The 16,862-nt window shown below is 71.1% G+C and carries 13 protein-coding genes; 5 read left to right on the plus strand and 8 right to left on the minus strand.

Annotated features, from left to right (window positions below; all coding sequences use genetic code 11):
• Nucleotides 1-95: 95 nt before the first annotated feature.
• From ACIQMX_RS29425 to ACIQMX_RS29445, 5 genes are all read left to right on the plus strand, one after another.
• Nucleotides 96-1,520, plus strand: coding sequence for a hypothetical protein (locus ACIQMX_RS29425; protein WP_402482582.1), 1,425 nt, complete (start codon nt 96-98; stop codon nt 1,518-1,520).
• Nucleotides 1,520-2,539, plus strand: a complete 1,020-nt coding sequence (locus ACIQMX_RS29430) for a hypothetical protein (RefSeq protein WP_402482585.1) — start codon at nt 1,520-1,522, stop codon at nt 2,537-2,539. The genes ACIQMX_RS29425 and ACIQMX_RS29430 overlap by 1 nt, the downstream gene beginning before the upstream one ends.
• A complete protein-coding gene (locus ACIQMX_RS29435) occupies nt 2,536-3,777 on the plus strand; it encodes a carbohydrate ABC transporter substrate-binding protein (protein ID WP_363067724.1) in 1,242 nt (413 codons plus the stop codon). Before ACIQMX_RS29430 ends, ACIQMX_RS29435 begins: the two co-directional genes overlap by 4 nt.
• A 153-nt stretch (nt 3,778-3,930) precedes the next feature.
• Nucleotides 3,931-5,514 carry an acyl-CoA carboxylase subunit beta gene (locus ACIQMX_RS29440; RefSeq protein WP_363067722.1) on the plus strand — a complete coding sequence of 528 codons (1,584 nt, stop codon included), beginning with the start codon at nt 3,931-3,933 and terminating at the stop codon, nt 5,512-5,514.
• Nucleotides 5,515-5,580: 66 nt separating this feature from the next.
• Nucleotides 5,581-5,784, plus strand: a complete 204-nt coding sequence (locus ACIQMX_RS29445; protein WP_363067720.1) for an acyl-CoA carboxylase subunit epsilon — start codon at nt 5,581-5,583, stop codon at nt 5,782-5,784.
• A 271-nt stretch (nt 5,785-6,055) separates the two neighbouring features.
• Here ACIQMX_RS29445 and ACIQMX_RS29450 read toward each other — a convergent pair whose 3' ends face one another.
• The 8 genes from ACIQMX_RS29450 to ACIQMX_RS29485 form a co-directional block, all read right to left on the minus strand.
• Nucleotides 6,056-6,637: an ATP/GTP-binding protein gene (locus tag ACIQMX_RS29450; protein WP_014048542.1), complete on the minus strand. Its 582-nt coding sequence runs from the start codon at nt 6,635-6,637 to the stop codon at nt 6,056-6,058.
• Nucleotides 6,618-7,259, minus strand: a complete 642-nt coding sequence (locus ACIQMX_RS29455; protein ID WP_402482588.1) for a DUF742 domain-containing protein — start codon at nt 7,257-7,259, stop codon at nt 6,618-6,620. The genes ACIQMX_RS29450 and ACIQMX_RS29455 overlap by 20 nt, the downstream gene beginning before the upstream one ends.
• 89 nt (nt 7,260-7,348) lie before the next feature.
• Nucleotides 7,349-7,762: a roadblock/LC7 domain-containing protein gene (locus ACIQMX_RS29460; protein WP_018551717.1), complete on the minus strand. Its 414-nt coding sequence runs from the start codon at nt 7,760-7,762 to the stop codon at nt 7,349-7,351.
• A 10-nt stretch (nt 7,763-7,772) separates the two neighbouring features.
• Nucleotides 7,773-10,985, minus strand: coding sequence for a nitrate- and nitrite sensing domain-containing protein (locus ACIQMX_RS29465; RefSeq protein WP_402482590.1), 3,213 nt, complete (start codon nt 10,983-10,985; stop codon nt 7,773-7,775).
• A 346-nt stretch (nt 10,986-11,331) separates the two neighbouring features.
• Entirely contained in the window at nt 11,332-11,913 is a 582-nt protein-coding gene (locus tag ACIQMX_RS29470; protein WP_073738725.1) for an ATP/GTP-binding protein, read from the minus strand.
• Nucleotides 11,894-12,301: a DUF742 domain-containing protein gene (locus tag ACIQMX_RS29475; protein ID WP_148021032.1), complete on the minus strand. Its 408-nt coding sequence runs from the start codon at nt 12,299-12,301 to the stop codon at nt 11,894-11,896. The genes ACIQMX_RS29470 and ACIQMX_RS29475 overlap by 20 nt, the downstream gene beginning before the upstream one ends.
• Nucleotides 12,302-12,434: 133 nt before the next feature.
• Nucleotides 12,435-12,857 (minus strand): roadblock/LC7 domain-containing protein, encoded by a 423-nt coding sequence (locus tag ACIQMX_RS29480; protein WP_003966009.1) that lies wholly within the window; start codon nt 12,855-12,857, stop codon nt 12,435-12,437.
• Nucleotides 12,858-16,562 (minus strand): nitrate- and nitrite sensing domain-containing protein, encoded by a 3,705-nt coding sequence (locus tag ACIQMX_RS29485; protein WP_402482594.1) that lies wholly within the window; start codon nt 16,560-16,562, stop codon nt 12,858-12,860.
• Between the last annotated feature and the right edge of the window lie 300 nt (nt 16,563-16,862).

Here is a 16,862-nt window from a genome sequence, read left to right on the forward strand (position 1 = left end):
CCGAGGGGCCCCCGGTACGACCGACCGCAGGGCCCGGAGAGCCGCCCCGTACCCCCGACCCGCCCGTACCCCGTCCGTACCCCTGGAGGCAGTCCATGGGCGCCATCGCCCCCACGTCCGGGCTGGAGTTCAAGGTGTCCCTGGACGTCCGGCGCGACCAGCAGCCGCACCACGACACCCGGATCGACGCCCATCTGCGGGTCAAGGCCCACGGCATCGGTCCCCGCGACGAGGTGCCCGCCGTCGAACTCGCCGTCGTCATCGCGCTGGACGTCGCCGCCGGACGCCGGGAGTCCGCGGCGGCGGCCCTCGCCGCCGCGCTGCGCGCCCTGCCCGACGGGATCTCCTTCTCCGTCCTGGGCGGCGCCGACGAGAGCGGGGAGCCGTCCCGCTGCTACCCGCTGCGCGGCCGGTGGGCGCTGGCCGACGCGATGGAGAAGCGCCGCGCCGCGTTCAGCGCGGGCCGGATCGTCCCGGCGGCGGACGACCGGCCGCCACCCGGCTACCCGGCCTGGCTCGCCGCCGCCCGCGCACTGTTCGCCGAACGCCCCGTGCCGCTGCGGCACCTGCTGCTGATCACCGACGGCAGTGGCCGGGACCCGGCGGACGAGGCCGGGCCCGACGGGGACGGGGGCGCGCTCCGGGACGAACTCGCATCCTGCGAAGGCGCGTTCACCGCGGACGTACTGGCGGTCGGCGGCGACTGGGACCCCGCGCCCCTGCTCGCCGTCGTCGAGCGCCTGCACGGCACGGCCGAGCACGCCCCCGACCGGTTCGGCCCCGCGGCCACCGGGGCGCTGCGACGACTGCGCCGGGTCCGCAGCCCCGAACTGCCCGTCGTGGTGGCCGCGCGTCCGGCGGTGCGCGCGGTCGAACTGACCGAGACGGCCCCCCGCCAGCAACGCCTCACACCCGCCACGGGCCGGGAGGAGCCGCACCGGACCCGCTTCCCCACCCACCAGTGGGAGCCGGGCACCCGCGACTACCTCCTCACCGTGCACGCCGACGCGAGCACGGACCCGCTCGGCGTGCTGCTGCAACTGGCCACCGTTTCCGTCGGGGACGCCATCGCCCCGTTGCTGGTCCGCTGGCTTCCGCCCGGGGTCGCCGTGGGCGCGGGGGCCACCGGCGGCGGGGGCGGCACGCTCCAGGCGATGAACGCCGCCACCCAGATGCGGACCGCCCTCAACCGCGGTTACGCCGCGCTCGATCCGATGAGCCGCGACGAGGCCGAGGCGCATTTCGGCCTCGCGGTCCGGCTCGCCACCGAGATCGGTGCCGCCTGGGTCCTCCAGGACGTGCGTCAGGTGGCCGACATCGTCGACGGCCCGCGCGGAGTGGTCCGGGTCGGCCCGACCGTCGACCGCGGCACCGTGCGCCGGGGGCAGCTGCACATCGCCTCGGGCCACGGCCTGGAACTGCCCGGCCACACCACGGGAAAGCCGGTGACGTGCCCGCACTGCCGCCATCTCGCCGGGCCCCGCGCCCGGTTCTGCATCGCCTGCGGACGGAGCCTGTGATGCCCTCGCCGACCCGGTGGACGCACGCCTTCCGCACCCGCCGCCGCACCCGCTCACGCACCAGGCGGCTGCTGGAACGGCACCTGGCCGTCCTGGTGGTGTCCGCGCTCGTCTCGATGTCCGCCCTGCTCGTCTCCTACCGGGAGGTGCAGAACGCCGCGGGCGAGATGCGTACCCGCGGCGCCCCCGCCGTCCAGGGCGTCGCCGCCACCCAGCTGGCGCTCTTGCGCGCCCATCAGGAGGCGCAGAGGTCGGTGGACGACGGGATCGACGAGGTGGTCGGTGCCGGAGCGCGGTACGAGAACCAGCTGGCGGCCGCCGACCAGGGCCTGTCCCGGCTCTCCGACGTACAGATCGACGGGGAACGCGGCCGCGGCGTCCTGCGCACGGTCAAGGGCGTGCTGACCTCGTACAGCACCTCCATCACGCCCGGTGCCGTCAAGTACGTGCACGACGAGCTGATGCAGCAGCAGAAGTTCACGGAGGCCAGGACCCTGCTCGACCGGCCGGGCACGGGGGTCGTGCCGCGCCTGGACGTCCTCCAGGAGCACCAGATGCGGCGCGTGGACCGGGTCAGCTCGCTCGGACCGCTGCAGCGCACCGGCTGGGCCGTCGCCGAACTGGGCCTGCTCGTCCTGGCCCTGACCTGTCTCAGCGGCCTGTGGGTGCTGCGCACCCGCTGCGGCCGCAGCCACGACCCCTGGCTGCTGGCGGCGCTGCTGGTGGCCCTCGCGCTCGCCGTCGTCCCGCTGTGGGCCACCGTCCACACCCAGGAGCGGCTGGACACCGCCCGCCACCGCCTGTTCGCCATCGAGCAACGGGCCCACGACCACACGGACCTGGCCGGCTCCCAGACGTACGTCATCGACAACTCCACCACGCTGCGCGGCCGGCTGGCCGCCCGCAGCTGGCAGAGCTGGACGTACTACGGGGCGCTGGGCGGCGCCGCGCTGGTCCTCCTGCTGCCGGCCGCCGGTATCTGCCGGCGTCTCAACGCCGACTACTGGAGGACCGGATGATCGCGCCCGCCCGTGCGTTCCTGCTCGTCCTGGCCATGTTCATGGCCGCGGCCGGCTGCGGGCTCGCGGCGCCCGGCGGCAGCGACGCGGAACCGGAGGTGACGATCCTCGGCCCGTGGACCGACACACAGGAGCAGCGCTTCAAGGACGTCCTGGACGGGTTCGGGATCCCGTACACCTACCAGGGCACGGCCGCGACCCGCGAGGTGCTGCTCGCCGAGGTCCAGGCCGGTGACCCGCCCGACATCGCGATCCTGCCGGGCGTCGGCGAACTCGTCGAGTACGCGGACGAGGGCCGGCTGCGCTCCCTGAAGGGGCTGTACGACCCCGGGGAGTACGGCAACCCGTGGCAGCCCCGGGCGCAGGGCGGCGCCGACGATCTGTGGTGGGTACCGCTCAAGGCCGACCTCAAGTCCATCGTCTGGTACCGCGACGGCCCGGCCCCGGCCCGCCGCCCCGCACCGCTGGCCTCCTGGTGCATCGGCATGGGCGACGACGGTGCGTCCGGATGGCCCGGCAGCGACTGGATCGAGGACCTCATCCTCCAGCGCGCGGGCCCGGTCCTGTACGCGCGCTGGGCGACCGGGGACCTGGACTGGACCGACGACCGCGTGGTCGCCGCCTGGACCACCTGGGCCGGGATGCTCGCCCGGGACCCGGACCGGGCCGGCGACATGCTGCTGGCCGACCACCGCGGACCTGCCGGCGGCCCCGGGCTCCTCTTCGGCGGCGGCTGCGACCTGGAGCACCAGGGGTCCTTCGCCCGCGCCTTCTACGGCGACCACAAGGACCGGGCCGCCTTCGTCGACTCGGCGCCGCTGCTGCCCGGCGGGCCCTATACGGTGAAGGCCCACGAGGTGTCGGCCGACTTCGCGGCGCTCTTCGGCCGGAGCGGCCCGGCCCGCGAGATGATCCGGCGGCTCGCCTCCGGGGACGCCCAGAAGGAGTGGGGCCGCACGGGCGGGGTGTTCTCGGCCAACGCCGAGGTCCCGCCCAAGGCGGGTACGGTCGACCGGCAGGTGAGCCGGCGCTTCGCGGACCAGCGGGTGCCGCTCTGCCTGGACGCGTCGGACGTCATGCCGGCGGCGGTGCGGGACGCGTTCTACGAGGCCGTGCTGCTCACGATGGCGCATCCCGGTCAGCCGGTACGGTCGAGGCTGGCGGACATCCAGAAGGTCCAGGACGCCCAGCCCGAGGACACCCGCCGGCTGACCGGAGTGTGCGGCAGGCCACAGTGAACCTTTGTGGAACATCCACAAACGAGGACGGGTACGGGCTGGTACTTCGCCTGCATGGCCCAAGGCTTCTGTCAGGCTCCACCAGGAAACCGGGCAGGAGACTGTACGGAGTCGACGGCAGGGTTTTCGCGGTCTGGTTCGTAGGGTCGGTACATGACCGTTGTGGACGAAACCCAGGGCGAGCCGAGCGACACCCGTGGCCGTGTGGCGGAACTGCTGGCACTGCGCGAGCAGGCCCGGCGCGGACCGAGTGACCGGGCGACCGAGGCACAGCACGCCAAGGGCAAGCTGACGGCGCGCGAGCGCATCGAGCTGCTCGTGGACCCGGGTTCGTTCAAGGAGGTCGAGCAGCTGCGCCGGCACCGGGCGACCGGTTTCGGCCTGGAGGCCAAGAAGCCCTACACCGACGGCGTCATCACCGGCTGGGGCACGGTCGACGGCCGCACGGTCTTCGTCTACGCACACGACTTCCGGATCTTCGGCGGCGCGCTGGGCGAGGCCCACGCCACGAAGATCCACAAGATCATGGACATGGCCATCTCGGCCGGTGCCCCGCTGGTCTCGCTCAACGACGGCGCCGGCGCCCGTATCCAGGAGGGCGTCTCCGCCCTCGCCGGCTACGGCGGCATCTTCCAGCGCAACACCAGGGCCTCCGGCGTCATCCCGCAGATCAGTGTGATGCTCGGCCCGTGCGCGGGCGGCGCGGCCTACAGCCCCGCCCTCACGGACTTCGTCTTCATGGTCCGTGAGACCTCGCAGATGTTCATCACCGGACCGGACGTCGTCAAGGCGGTCACCGGCGAGGAGATCACGCAGAACGGCCTCGGCGGTGCCGATGTGCACGCCGAGACCTCGGGCGTCGCGCACTTCGCGTACGACGACGAGGAGACCTGCATCGCCGAGGTCCGCTACCTGATCGGGATGCTGCCCTCGAACAACCGCGAGAACCCGCCCGTCGTGGAGAGCGACGACCCGGCCGACCGGCGCGGCGACGTCCTGCTGGACCTGGTCCCGGCGGACGGCAACCGTCCGTACGACATGCACAAGGTCATCGAGGAGCTCGTCGACGACGGCGACTACCTGGAGATCCACGAGCGCTGGGCCCGCAACATCATCTGCGCGCTGGCCCGCCTGGACGGCAAGGTCGTCGGCATCGTCGCCAACCAGCCGCAGGCCCTGGCCGGTGTCCTGGACATCGAGGCGAGCGAGAAGGCCGCCCGCTTCGTCCAGATGTGTGACGCGTTCAACATCCCCATCGTCACTCTTCTGGACGTACCCGGCTTCCTGCCCGGCGTCGATCAGGAGCACGGTGGAATCATCCGGCACGGCGCGAAGCTGCTGTACGCCTACTGCAACGCGACGGTGCCGAGGATCTCGCTGATCCTGCGCAAGGCCTACGGCGGTGCCTACATCGTCATGGACAGCCAGTCCATCGGTGCGGACCTCACCTACGCCTGGCCGACCAACGAGATCGCGGTGATGGGCGCCGAAGGTGCCGCCAACGTCATCTTCCGCAGGCAGATCGCCGACGCCGAGGACCCGGAGGCCATGCGGACCCGCATGGTCAAGGAGTACAAGGCCGAACTGATGCACCCGTACTACGCCGCCGAGCGCGGCCTGGTCGACGACGTCATCGACCCTGCCGAGACCCGCGAGGTCCTGATCGCCTCGCTGGCGATGCTCCGCTCCAAGCACGCCGACCTGCCGTCCCGCAAGCACGGCAACCCCCCGCAGTAGTCCGCGGCCCCGCAGCAACCCTGCAAGGCCCCCGCGAAGACCTGCCGAGTAGACGGAGAGACACCCATGAGCACTGCCACCGAGTCCGTGCTGCGCGTCGAGAAGGGTCTGGCCGACCCCGAGGAGCTGGCCGCCATCACCGCGGTCCTGCTCGCCCGCGCCGCCTCCCGGCCCGCCGACGCCCCCGCCCGCCTCGGCCGCAACACCGCCGGCTGGCGCCGCCTGGAGCGCACCCCGGGCTTCCGCGCCCCGCACAGCTGGCAGGGCTGACGCCCAAGCCCCACAGATGCGGCCACACCGAAGAGGTGCGGCCGCATCGCGCTGCCTCCGCGCGGGCCACATCGAGTCCCCGCCGGATCAGGACCTGCGCAGGCCACATCAAGCCCCGCCGGTCAGGGCCCACGCCGGTCACATCAAGCCCGTCCGGCGATCGAGGACAAAGCACGGCCGGAGGCCGGGCGCACCACACGAAAGGCCCCGCACTCCCCACCGGGGGAGTACGGGGCCTCACGTGAATCCGGGCCCGGCAGGGCCCAGGGCCCTACCGCAGGCGGGCCATCAGCGCATGCTCCACCAACGTGATCAGCGCACTCTTCGCATCCGCCCGATGCCGCGCATCCGTCGTGAGAATCGGGGTGTCGGGTCCGATCTGGAGTGCTTCGCGTACTTCGTCGGGGGTGTAGGGCTGGTGTCCGTCGAAGCCGTTGAGGGCGATGACGAACGGGAGTCCGCTGTTCTCGAAGTAGTCGACCGCGGGGAAGCAGTCGGCGAGGCGGCGGGTGTCGACCAGGACGACGGCGCCGATGGCGCCGCGGACGAGGTCGTCCCACATGAACCAGAAGCGGTCCTGTCCGGGCGTACCGAAGAGGTACAGGATCAGGTCCTGGTCCAGGGTGATGCGGCCGAAGTCCATGGCCACCGTCGTGGTGGTCTTGTCCCCGGTGTGGGTCAAGTCGTCGATGCCCGCCGAGGCGGACGTCATCACGGCTTCGGTACGCAGCGGATTGATCTCCGAAACGGCACCGACAAACGTGGTCTTACCCACGCCGAAGCCCCCTGCCACCACGATCTTCGCCGAGGTAGTGGAGCGGGCCGCTCCGCCGCTAGAGCTTGCGAAGTCCACTGAGCACCCTTTCGAGCAGTGTCACATCTGGCTGGCCGCCGGCGGACTCGTCGCCGCCGGGCTGGTGGATAGCGACGAGTCCGGCCTCAGCCAGGTCGGCTACGAGGATCCGGGCAACGCCGAGGGGGATCGAGAGCAAGGCCGAGATCTCGGCCACCGACTTGATCTCGATGCACAGCCGGCAGATCCGCTGGTGCTCGGGCAACTGCCCTTGCAGCCGGGACGGATCAGCCGTCGTACTGACCAACGCCTCAATGGCGAGTTGGTAGCGCGGTCGGGTCCGTCCGCCTGTCATGGCGTACGGACGAACGAGCGGATTGTGCGCCGCGGGCGCAGCGGGCTCGGGGGCCCGCCGCGGCTGCACCGGCTGAATACGGGGCTGTTGCGGGGAGTCGTACCGGTGCGGGCGCTGCGGCCGGTGGGGCTGCTGCGGCTGCTGCGGCTGCTGCGGCCAGTCCGAGCCCTGGACGTGCTGGGGCTGCTGCGGCTGCTGGTATGGCTGATAAGGCTGCTGCGCGCCGTGTCTGCCGGGTGTGGAGGGGAAGCCGAAACCATTGTCCCCGTGCTCACCCGGAGTTCGCTGACCACCGTTGAACTGGTGCCCGCCTGGGGGTGTACCCACGATTCCTCCTCCGCCTGCCGGTCCCGATCCCAGTGGGTCCGCGCCACCGCACCCTATGGCGCGGTGACGCGAAACGCACTGTCTGTCTACTAGTTAAGAAGACTTCCCTGAAGCTCGGCACGGAGGTCCGGGGTGAGGACGCTGCCGGCGCGGTCGACCAGAAGGGCCATTTCGTACCCAACCAGACCGATATCGGCGTCCGGGTGTGCGAGTACGGCCAACGAGGATCCATCGGAAACGGACATGATGAAGAGGAATCCTCGCTCCATCTCCACAACTGTCTGATTCACGGCACCGCCCTCGAAGATCCGGGAGGCACCCGCGGTCAGCGAGGTCAGACCGGAGGCGACTGCCGCCAGCTGGTCCGCACGGTCGCGCGGGAATCCCTCGGACATCGCCAGCAGGAGTCCGTCGGCGGAGACCACCACCGTGTGCGACACCCCAGGGGTGTTGTCCACGAAGTTGGTGATCAACCAGTTCAGATTCTGCGCCGCCTGGCTCATCGGGCTCACACTAACGCTCCTGGTTGTAGGTATTACTGGTGTCCGAACCCGCGTTGCGTCCCCGCAGCACGCCACGTCGCAGGTTGCTCAACCTGCCACGCACGTCCTCCGGGGCGCGGGAGACCTGGGGGCCGCCCTGCTGGGTCTGTTCGGCCGTGCCCTCGACCAGATTGGCCTTGGGCACGCGCCGGGGAAGACCGGACGAGGTGATCCCGCCCGCCTTCGGCTCCCGGAGTTTCTCGGCCCGCTCCCAGCGCTCGTCGTTCGCCGAGCGCCAGTCCTCGGGACCGGCCTCGTCCGCCTGGGCGGGCGCCGGCTGCCGCTGCGGCAGTTCCTGCTGCTGCGCCGGCTGCTGCTCGGCGACGGGCTGCTCGTTGCCGCGGCCGGTGGGCTGCCAGTGCTGCTGGCCGCCGCGGCGCGGCAGACCGGCATCGGTCAGCTCGTGGCCGGCGTTCGGGACGGGTCCCGAACGGTCGAAGCCTACGCGTTCCTGCGAAGGCGCGGGAGCGCTCGGAACAGATTCCGGCCCGTCCTGCGCGACCGGTGCGAACGCGCCCTGGTACGTACCCTGATCAGCCCACTCCTCCTGCTGCGGCTGGGCGGCGTACTGGCCGTCATAAGCCTGCGCAGGCGCCTGGGGGTCCGCGTACTGCGTCTCCTGATATCCGTCCTGGCCGCCGCCGTAGCCGGACTGCCCGGCATAGCCGGTGTCACCCCGGTACGGGTCGTAGCCGGCTTCGTACGAGGGCTGTTCGTACTGCTGTTCCTGCGGTCCGCCGGCCTGCGGCTCCTGGACGTACTGGTCCGGGGCGTAGGCGGTCTCGCCGTACTGGGTCTCCGCGTACTGCTGCTGCGGCTCCTCCTGCTGCGGGAACGGCGGGCGCTCACCACCGGTCTGCGCCTCCAGCGCCGCACGGCGCTCCTCACGCATCAGCGAGCGGCCCACCGGGTCGAGCCGGTCGGGGTCCGCGGACGGCTCCTCGTAGCGCGAGTCGTCGAAGCCGAGCTCCGCCGCCGTACGCATCTGGGGCTGCGGCGGAACCGCGTCGAACGCCTGCTGCTGCGGAATGATCGAGGAGACGGTGAAGTCGTCCTGCGCGGGAGCCCCGTCGCCGCCGCCGCCGTGGGTGATCGCGTCCGGCAGCATGACCAGCGAGGTGGTCCCGGCCTGCTCGCCCGAGGGGCGCAGCTGGACCCGGATGCCGTGCCGGTCGGAGAGACGGCCGACCACGAACAGGCCCATGCGCTGGGACACCGCGGCGTCCACCGTCGGGGGATTGGCCAGCTTGTGGTTGATGTCGGCGAAGTCCTCGGCGGTGAGGCCGATGCCCTTGTCGTGGATCTCGATCATCACGCGGCTGTCGGGCAGCCGGGTCGCGGTGACCCGCACCTTGGTCTGCGGCGAGGAGAAGGTGGTGGCGTTCTCCAGGAGCTCGGCCAGCAGGTGCACGAGGTCGGTGACGGACTGGCCGTGGATCTCGGTCTCCGGCACGCCCGAGAGCTCGATGCGCTCGTAGGACTCCACCTCGGAGGAGGCGGCCCGCAGGACGTCCACCAGCGGCACCGGCTGGTTCCAGCGGCGGCCGGGCTCCTCGCCGGCGAGGACGAGGAGGTTCTCGCCGTTGCGCCGCATACGGGTCGCCAGGTGGTCCAGCCGGAAGAGGCTCTCCAGCTGGTCCGGGTCGGCCTCGTTGTTCTCCAGGTCGGTGATGAGGGTCAGCTGGCCCTCGATGAGCGACTGGTTGCGGCGCGAGAGGTTGGTGAAGATCGCGTTGACGTTGCCCCGCAGCATGGCCTGCTCGGCCGCGAGACGGACCGCCTCGCGGTGGACCTGGTCGAAGGCGCGGGCGACCTCGCCGATCTCGTCCTGGCTGTTGATCGGGATCGGCTGGACACGGGTGTCCACCCGGCCCGGGTCGGTCCGCGAGAGCTGGTCGACGAGCGAGGGCAGCCGCTGCTCGGCGATGGAGAAGGCGGCCGTACGCAGCTGGCGCATCGAGCGGCTCATCTGGCGGGCGACGAGCCCGGCCAGGACGAAGGCGGCCAGCAGGGCGATGATCACGATCGCGGCGTTGACGATGGCGTCGGTCCGGGCGCTGGAGGAGATCTCCGCGGCCTCGGTCACCGCCTTGTCGACGAGCTCGTCCTCGACCGTGGTGTAGCCGTCGAACTTCGCGGTGGCGGCGGCCATCCAGGTCTCGGGCGTGATGCCCTTGGCCTTGAGCTGCTTGGGGTCCTTGCCCTGCCCGATCTCCTGGGCCATGCCGTCGTAGACCGAGCCGTCGATGGTGGGCGGCATGACGAACGGCGCGCCCGCCTGGTCCGCCTGCTCCTTCGCCGCCTTGAGCTTGGCGGCACCCTCGGCCGCCTTGCCGGCCATGACGGTCCTCAGCCGGGCCGCGTCGGCCTCCGTACCACCGGAGACGAATTCGCCGAGGGCGATCTGCTCCAGGTAGTTGTACGAGCCGAATGCCTTGACCTGGTCGTTGAACTTGCCGCTCTCCCGGCTGGGCCGCACCAGAAGGTGCATGCCGATGGAGCGCTGAAGCGATTCTGCAGCCTTGGCCAGCTCGATCGCGTAGACGGTACGGCCGTAGCTGGTGATGTTTCCGGTGCCGAGGCCCAGCTCGTTGCAGAACTCCATCAGGGAGTGCTGGACCTGGGTGTAACCCTCTTCGGTCTTCACCGGGTCCATGGCGGCGGTGTAGGCGGCCTTGCGCAGCTCCGGGAGCTTGGGCTCCTCCAGCTTGAACAGCTTGAGGCGGCGCTCCAGACCCTGCTTCCCGGGCATGTCCCCGACGGCCGCGTCGAACTTCTGAGCGGCCGCGTCGGTGGTGGCCCGGGCCTGGGTGACGACCTCGGAGTCGCGCTGGTTGGACAGCAGCGGCTGAGCGGTGAGGTCGCGCTCGTTGAGCAGCGCCTGGCCGTACTCGGCGGACGCGCGCACGATCAGCGCGGTCTTCTCGGCGTCCTGGGCCTCCTGCCAGGTGTCGAGCGAACCCTTCACCTGGAAGCCGCCCATGATCAGGCCGACCAGGACCGGGATGAGCAGGATCGCGTTCAGCCTGGTGGGCACCCGCCAGTTGCGCGGGGACAGCCGACTGGTGCTGCCACCGGCCGGTATCCCTTCGGACACATCGGCGGACGGCGCCGCGGCGCGCGACGGCGGGGTGAAGTTGCCCCGCTCAGCCTGCGCCGTCGCGCCCTCGTTGTTACGCCTCACTCGACCAACAACCTCTCGGCGTCGGCACCTACGTTGTGCCGGGTTCGTTCAGGGCCGTACTACTCGGGAGTTCGTCGCATTGCAGCACGGCTACCGGCCGCGTTCCAAACAGTCGGAATGTGCGATTCCGAGTGGCCCGGACCTCAGATAAAACGGGCATAAAGAACGAGCCCCGTCAAAAGACGGGGCTCATGTGAGCGCAGCGATACCGCTCGTGCGCGTCGGGTGTTGACCCTGGGGTAATTCTCTTTCGAAACGTTATGAACACGGGGGCGGATCGTGTCAAAGGACACAGTCCGCCCCCGTGCGACTACGGCAATTGTCGTACGGCAATACCGACTTGTGCCTACTTGAGCCGCGCCATCAAAGCGTGCTCCACCAACGTGATCAGACCGCTCTTGGCGTCACCGCGGTGCCGCGCGTCGGTCGTGATGATCGGGGTGTCGGGTCCGATCTGGAGTGCTTCGCGGACTTCGTCGGGGGTGTAGGGCTGGTGTCCGTCGAAGCCGTTGAGGGCGATGACGAACGGGAGTCCGCTGTTCTCGAAGTAGTCGACCGCGGGGAAGCAGTCGGCGAGGCGGCGGGTGTCGACCAGGACGACGGCGCCGATGGCGCCGCGGACGAGGTCGTCCCACATGAACCAGAAGCGGTCCTGTCCGGGCGTACCGAAGAGGTACAGGATCAGGTCCTGGTCCAGGGTGATGCGGCCGAAGTCCATGGCCACCGTCGTGGTGGTCTTGCCGCCGGTGTGGGTCAGGTCGTCGATGCCCGCCGAGGCGGACGTCATCACGGCTTCGGTACGCAGCGGATTGATCTCCGAAACGGCACCGACAAACGTGGTCTTACCCACGCCGAACCCGCCTGCCACCACGATCTTCGCCGAGGTGGTGGCCCGGGCTGCACCGCCACTAGAGCTTGCGAAGTCCACTGAGCACCCTTTCGAGCAGTGTCACATCCGGCGCGCCGCCGGCCTCTCCGTTGCCCGGCTGGTGGATGGCCACCATGCCGGCTTCCGCCAGGTCCGCGACGAGGATCCGGGCCACACCGAGCGGCATCGACAGCAGGGCCGAGACCTCGGCCACCGACTTGACCTCGCGGCACAGGTGGCAGATCCGCTGGTGCTCGGGGAGCAGTGTCCCCAGGTGCGCCGGGTCGGCCGTGGTGCTGACCAACGCCTCTATCGCGAGTTGGTAGCGCGGTCGGGTCCGTCCACCGGTCATGGCGTACGGGCGGACCAGCGGCTGGTCGCCTTCACCTTCGTACGACGCGCGGTTCAGCGCGCCGTACGGATCGGGTGAGGCGGGTGGCGGGGTCATGAATCCTCCGGGCGTGACAGCAGGGTGTCGGCTTGCCGTCTGAAGGGGCCGGTGGGGGGCTGTAAGCGGCCGGACGGGCGAGAGATGAGTGCGGTATCTGGGCTGATCGTCTGTGTCACCGATTCACGGCCGCCTAGTGGAGCAGGCTGCCCTGCAGCTCGGCACGGAGGTCCGGGGTCAGGACAGTGCCCGCCCGGTCCACCAGCAGAGCCATTTCGTAGCCGACCAGACCGATGTCGGCGTCCGGATGGGCCAGCACGGCCAGTGAGGAGCCGTCGGAGATGGACATCAGGAAGAGGAACCCGCGTTCCATCTCCACCACGGTCTGGCTGACGGCGCCGCCCTCGAAGATCCGGGAGGCGCCCGCGGTCAGCGAGGTCAGACCGGAGGCGACAGCCGCCAGCTGGTCGGCGCGGTCGCGCGGGAAACCTTCGGACATCGCCAGCAGCAGGCCGTCTGCGGAGACCACCACCGTGTGCGACACCCCGGGGGTGTTGTCCACGAAGTTGGTGATCAACCAGTTCAGATTCTGCGCGGCCTGACTCATCGGGCTCAACTAACGCTCCTGCTGGTGAGTGGGGCCGAGTGGAAAACTGCCGGTCGACGGGCCGTTGTTGGCCTGACGTCCCTGCTGGATGCCCCGGCGGAGATTGGTCAGCCGCCCGCGCACATCATCGGGCGCACGCGACACCTGGGGACCGGACTGGTGGTTCTGCTGCTGGGCGGTACCCGGCACCAGATTGGCACGCGGGACCCGGCGGGGCAGACCGGACGTAGTAATTCCGCCTGCCGCGGGCTTCTTCACCCGCTCCGCCTGCCGGACGAGTTCGTCGTTCGGCGAGGCACGCCAGGAGCTTGTCGCGCCCGTGTCGCCCGCGCCGCGACGCGGTGCGGCGGGAGCGGGACGCTCCTCGGCGGGCTGCTGGGGGAAACCGGGAGCCTGCGGCGCGGCGGCCGGCTGCTGGCCGCCCTGCTGCGGACCGTGGAACCAGTTGGTCTCCAGCGTGTCGTACAGCGGCGTACGGCCGTCGCCGGGACCGGCCGGCGGCAGTGCCTCGGGCTGCGGCTGCTGCGGCAGGACCGGCCGGTAGTCCGCGCTCGGAGCCGGCGCGACGGGCGGCCGCGGGGCACCGAAGTCCCCGTTGTCGCGGTCACGCTGGCGCGGCGCGGGCTGACCCTGGGCCTGCGCGGGCTGCCCGAAGTCCGGGCGGGCGAACTGCGCGGTGCTCGCCGGGTCCGGTGCCTGCGGCGCGGGCCGCTGCTGCGGAGCCGGTGCCGAGAAGTCCGGGCGGGCGAACTCGGCGGTGGCGCCGGGTCCCTGGCGGCTGTCCAGCGGGGGACGCGGGCTGAGCGGCGGCGGGTTCAGCGGCCGCTGGAACTGGCCGGTGGACTCGGGCTCCTCATGACCGCGGGGTGCGTCGAGCGGGGAGCGCCGCGGTGCGGACGGCTCCTCGTTGCTGCCCCAGCTGGGGGTCTGCGGACGCTGCGGCTGGGGGTTGCCACCCGGCAGCTCGGCACGCGGACCGCCGACCGGCGGCAACTGACGGTCGTTCTGACCGGGCCCGCCGGGCTGCGGGAAACCGCCGCCCGGGCCGGCCGGGTTCTGCCGGGCCTGCTGCGGCGCGGGCGCCTGCCGGCCGGGACCGCTCTGCTCCGGACGCTTCTGGTCGAACAGGCTGGGCCGGCCGGAGTCCGTGCGGGCGCCGTCGCCCTGGCCGCGGGCGCCGAGCCGGGCACCGCCGCCGAAGGCGCCGGAGAGCCCGCCACCCTGACGCGGCGGCAGCGAGGCGTCCGGCTGCCGGCCCTGCGGACCGGTGCCGGCGCTCTGGAAGCCGGAGTTCTGCTGGCCGCCGGGCTGGCCGGGCTGACCCGGCTGGGCGGGCTGGTTCGGCGGGCGGCTCGCGCCGCCCTCGCGGGCCGGCAGGGCCGCACGCGGACCGGAGCCCGCGCCGACCTGGCCCCGCGCGCCACCGGGACCGGCGGCGAGCCGCCCGGCCGGGGCCGACGGAGCGCTCTCGAGGCCGGAGCGCGGCGGGTTGCCGCCGGCGAGGAGCCCACCGGGTGCGGGGGACTGCTGGCCGGGTGCCTGCTTCGGAGCGGGCTGCTTGCCGCCGTGCGCGACGTCGACCGGGAGCATGACCAGCGCGGTCGTGCCACCGGAGTCGGACGGGCGCAGCTGGATGCGGATGCCGTGACGCAGCGACAGCCGGCCGACCACGAACAGACCCATGCGCCGGGAGACCGAGACGTCCACGGTGGGCGGCGACGCGAGCCGCTCGTTGATCGCCGCGAGGTCCTCGGGCGAGAGGCCGATGCCCGTGTCGTGGATCTCGACGAGCACCCGGCCGTCGGGAAGCGCGTGACCGGTGACCCGGACCTTCGTCTGCGGCGAGGAGAACGACGTGGCGTTCTCCAGCAGCTCGGCGAGGAGGTGCACGAGGTCGTTGACGACCCGGCCGGCGACCTCGGTGGCGGGTACCGCGGCCAGTTCGATGCGCTCGTACTGCTCCACCTCGGAGGCGGCGGCACGGAGCACGTCGACCAGCGGCACCGGACGGGTCCACCGGCGGCCCGGCTCCTCGCCCGCGAGGACGAGGAGGTTCTCACCGTTACGGCGCATACGGGTCGCGAGGTGGTCGAGCTTGAAGAGCGAGGACAGCTGGTCCGGGTCGGCCTCGCGCGACTCCAGCTCCGAGATGAGCGAGAGCTGACGCTGGATGAGGCCCTGGGAACGGCGCGAGAGGTTGGTGAACATCGCGTTGACGTTGCCCCGGAGGAGGGCCTGCTCGGCGGCCAGACGGACGGCCTCGCGGTGCACGTCGTCGAAGGCCGCCGCCACCTTGCCGATCTCGTCACGGGAGTGCACGCCGACCGACTCGACGGAGGTGTCGACGTCCTGCGGGTCGGTCTCCGAGAGCTGCTTGACGAGCTCGGGCAGCCGGTCCTGGGCGACGCGCGTGGCCGTGTCCTGCAGCCGCCGCAGCGAACGGATCATGGACCGGGCGACGACGAAGGCGCCGACCAGCGAGACACCGAGCACGAGCAGGATGAGCGCACCGGAGATGATCGCCTCGCGCTGGGACTCGTCACGCAGCTCGCGCGCCTTGCCCTCCATGTCGCTGAGGAGCGTCTCCTCGATCTGCTTCATGGCCTGGATCTTGGTGGAGTCCTGGTCGTACCAGTCCATGTACGAGCGGCGGGCGCCGGGGCTGCTGATGCCGTTCGTGTTGGTGAGGACCTTCTTGGCGTAGGTGTCCGCCGCCTTGATCTCGGGCTGGCCCTCGTCGAGCGTGGACGTCAGCTCGTCGGCGCTCTGGCCCGTGGTGGTGTAGATCGCCTCGAAGGAGCGGCGGGCCGCGTCCTCCTTGTTCAGGGCGGCCTCACCGAACTGCTGGTCGTTGCGGTCGAGATGGGGCTGCTTGTCGTTGCCGCCCGGCAGCGCGGCGGCGATGATCGCGCGCTGGACCGACGCGTACTCCTTGGCGGAGGAGAAGGCCGCCAGGGCGCGGGTCCGCTTGATCATCTCCGGGTTGCTGGTCGCCTGCGCCATGTCCTGGGAGAGGCTCAGCAGCGAGGCGATCAGCTGGCTGTAGGCGTCGACGGTCTGGAGGCTCGGACTGTTCTTGGCATACGCCTGCTTGCGGATGTCACGGATGCTGCCGAGCTGCGAGGCGATCTGCTGGACGCTGGAGTGGATGCTCTCCAGGGCCTCGTCGCCCTCGGTGTCACCGATGTCGTTCGTCGCGGTGAAGAACGCCTTCTTCGCGCGGTCGGTCTTCTTCCGCGGCTCCGTGACCTTGAAGTCGTCCGCCGGAACCCCGTTGGACAGGGGTCCCGCGGACCGGTCGCGCTCCTCCTGGAGCGCCTGCGCCAGCGAGGTCGCCTGCTTCGTCATCTTCGTCAGCAGCTGCATGTGCTCCAGCTGCTGGATGTCGTTCATGGAGTCGTTGATGCGGAGACCGCCCAGCGTGGTCGCGGCGACCACGGGGAGGGCGAGCAGGGAGACCAGACGCGTGCTGATGCGCCAGTTGCGAAGGGCTACGCGCGATCCCGTGTTGACCGGGCCGCGCGGCTTGAGCGCGGAGACGGGATCGGACCCGCCGCCCGCCGTCGAGCCGGGGCGCCGGTCGCGCTCGCTGTTGTCGCCGGCCGCGGCCGGTCCGGGGTTCTGGGCGTGCTGGGGCGAGGAACCGCGGTCGGTCCCGCCGCGCGGCTCCTGTTCCGCCGCAGCGCTGCCATCCCTCTTGAAACGTCCCTGCACTAGCGTCGCAACCTCTGGACCAGGCGTTCTCCCGTCATGGACGGAAGGAACGGTGTCGGCGTCGTGGGGCGATGTGCCGCCCCATGGTGGTCGTGAGTGACCGGCGCTCTTCCCCTTTCCGCCGCCACTCGGCGCTGCGTAGCGCCCCTGCGCGCCGGTTTGAAACCCGCGGCGGTGCGTGGAATTCCAGCACAGTGCCGGATCTCCAACAAGGCCCAGGTACCGGGCTGTGACCTGGGTGACACGTTGTGATGGGGGTGTAACAAGACGTGGAGACCGTTCACTGTCAAACCGGACGAT

This window comes from Streptomyces sp. NPDC091416, from assembly GCF_044756845.1.
In the GTDB taxonomy this organism is placed as follows: domain Bacteria; phylum Actinomycetota; class Actinomycetes; order Streptomycetales; family Streptomycetaceae; genus Streptomyces.

Coding starts and splice junctions, on each gene's coding strand:
- ACIQMX_RS29475 (WP_148021032.1), bottom strand. CDS start 12,301: ATGACCCCGCCACCCGCCTCACCCGATCCGTACGGCGCGCTGAACCGC.
- ACIQMX_RS29460 (WP_018551717.1), bottom strand. CDS start 7,762: ATGAGCCAGGCGGCGCAGAATCTGAACTGGTTGATCACCAACTTCGTG.
- ACIQMX_RS29425 (WP_402482582.1), top strand. CDS start 96: ATGGGCGCCATCGCCCCCACGTCCGGGCTGGAGTTCAAGGTGTCCCTG.
- ACIQMX_RS29430 (WP_402482585.1), top strand. CDS start 1,520: ATGCCCTCGCCGACCCGGTGGACGCACGCCTTCCGCACCCGCCGCCGC.
- ACIQMX_RS29445 (WP_363067720.1), top strand. CDS start 5,581: ATGAGCACTGCCACCGAGTCCGTGCTGCGCGTCGAGAAGGGTCTGGCC.
- ACIQMX_RS29435 (WP_363067724.1), top strand. CDS start 2,536: ATGATCGCGCCCGCCCGTGCGTTCCTGCTCGTCCTGGCCATGTTCATG.
- ACIQMX_RS29440 (WP_363067722.1), top strand. CDS start 3,931: ATGACCGTTGTGGACGAAACCCAGGGCGAGCCGAGCGACACCCGTGGC.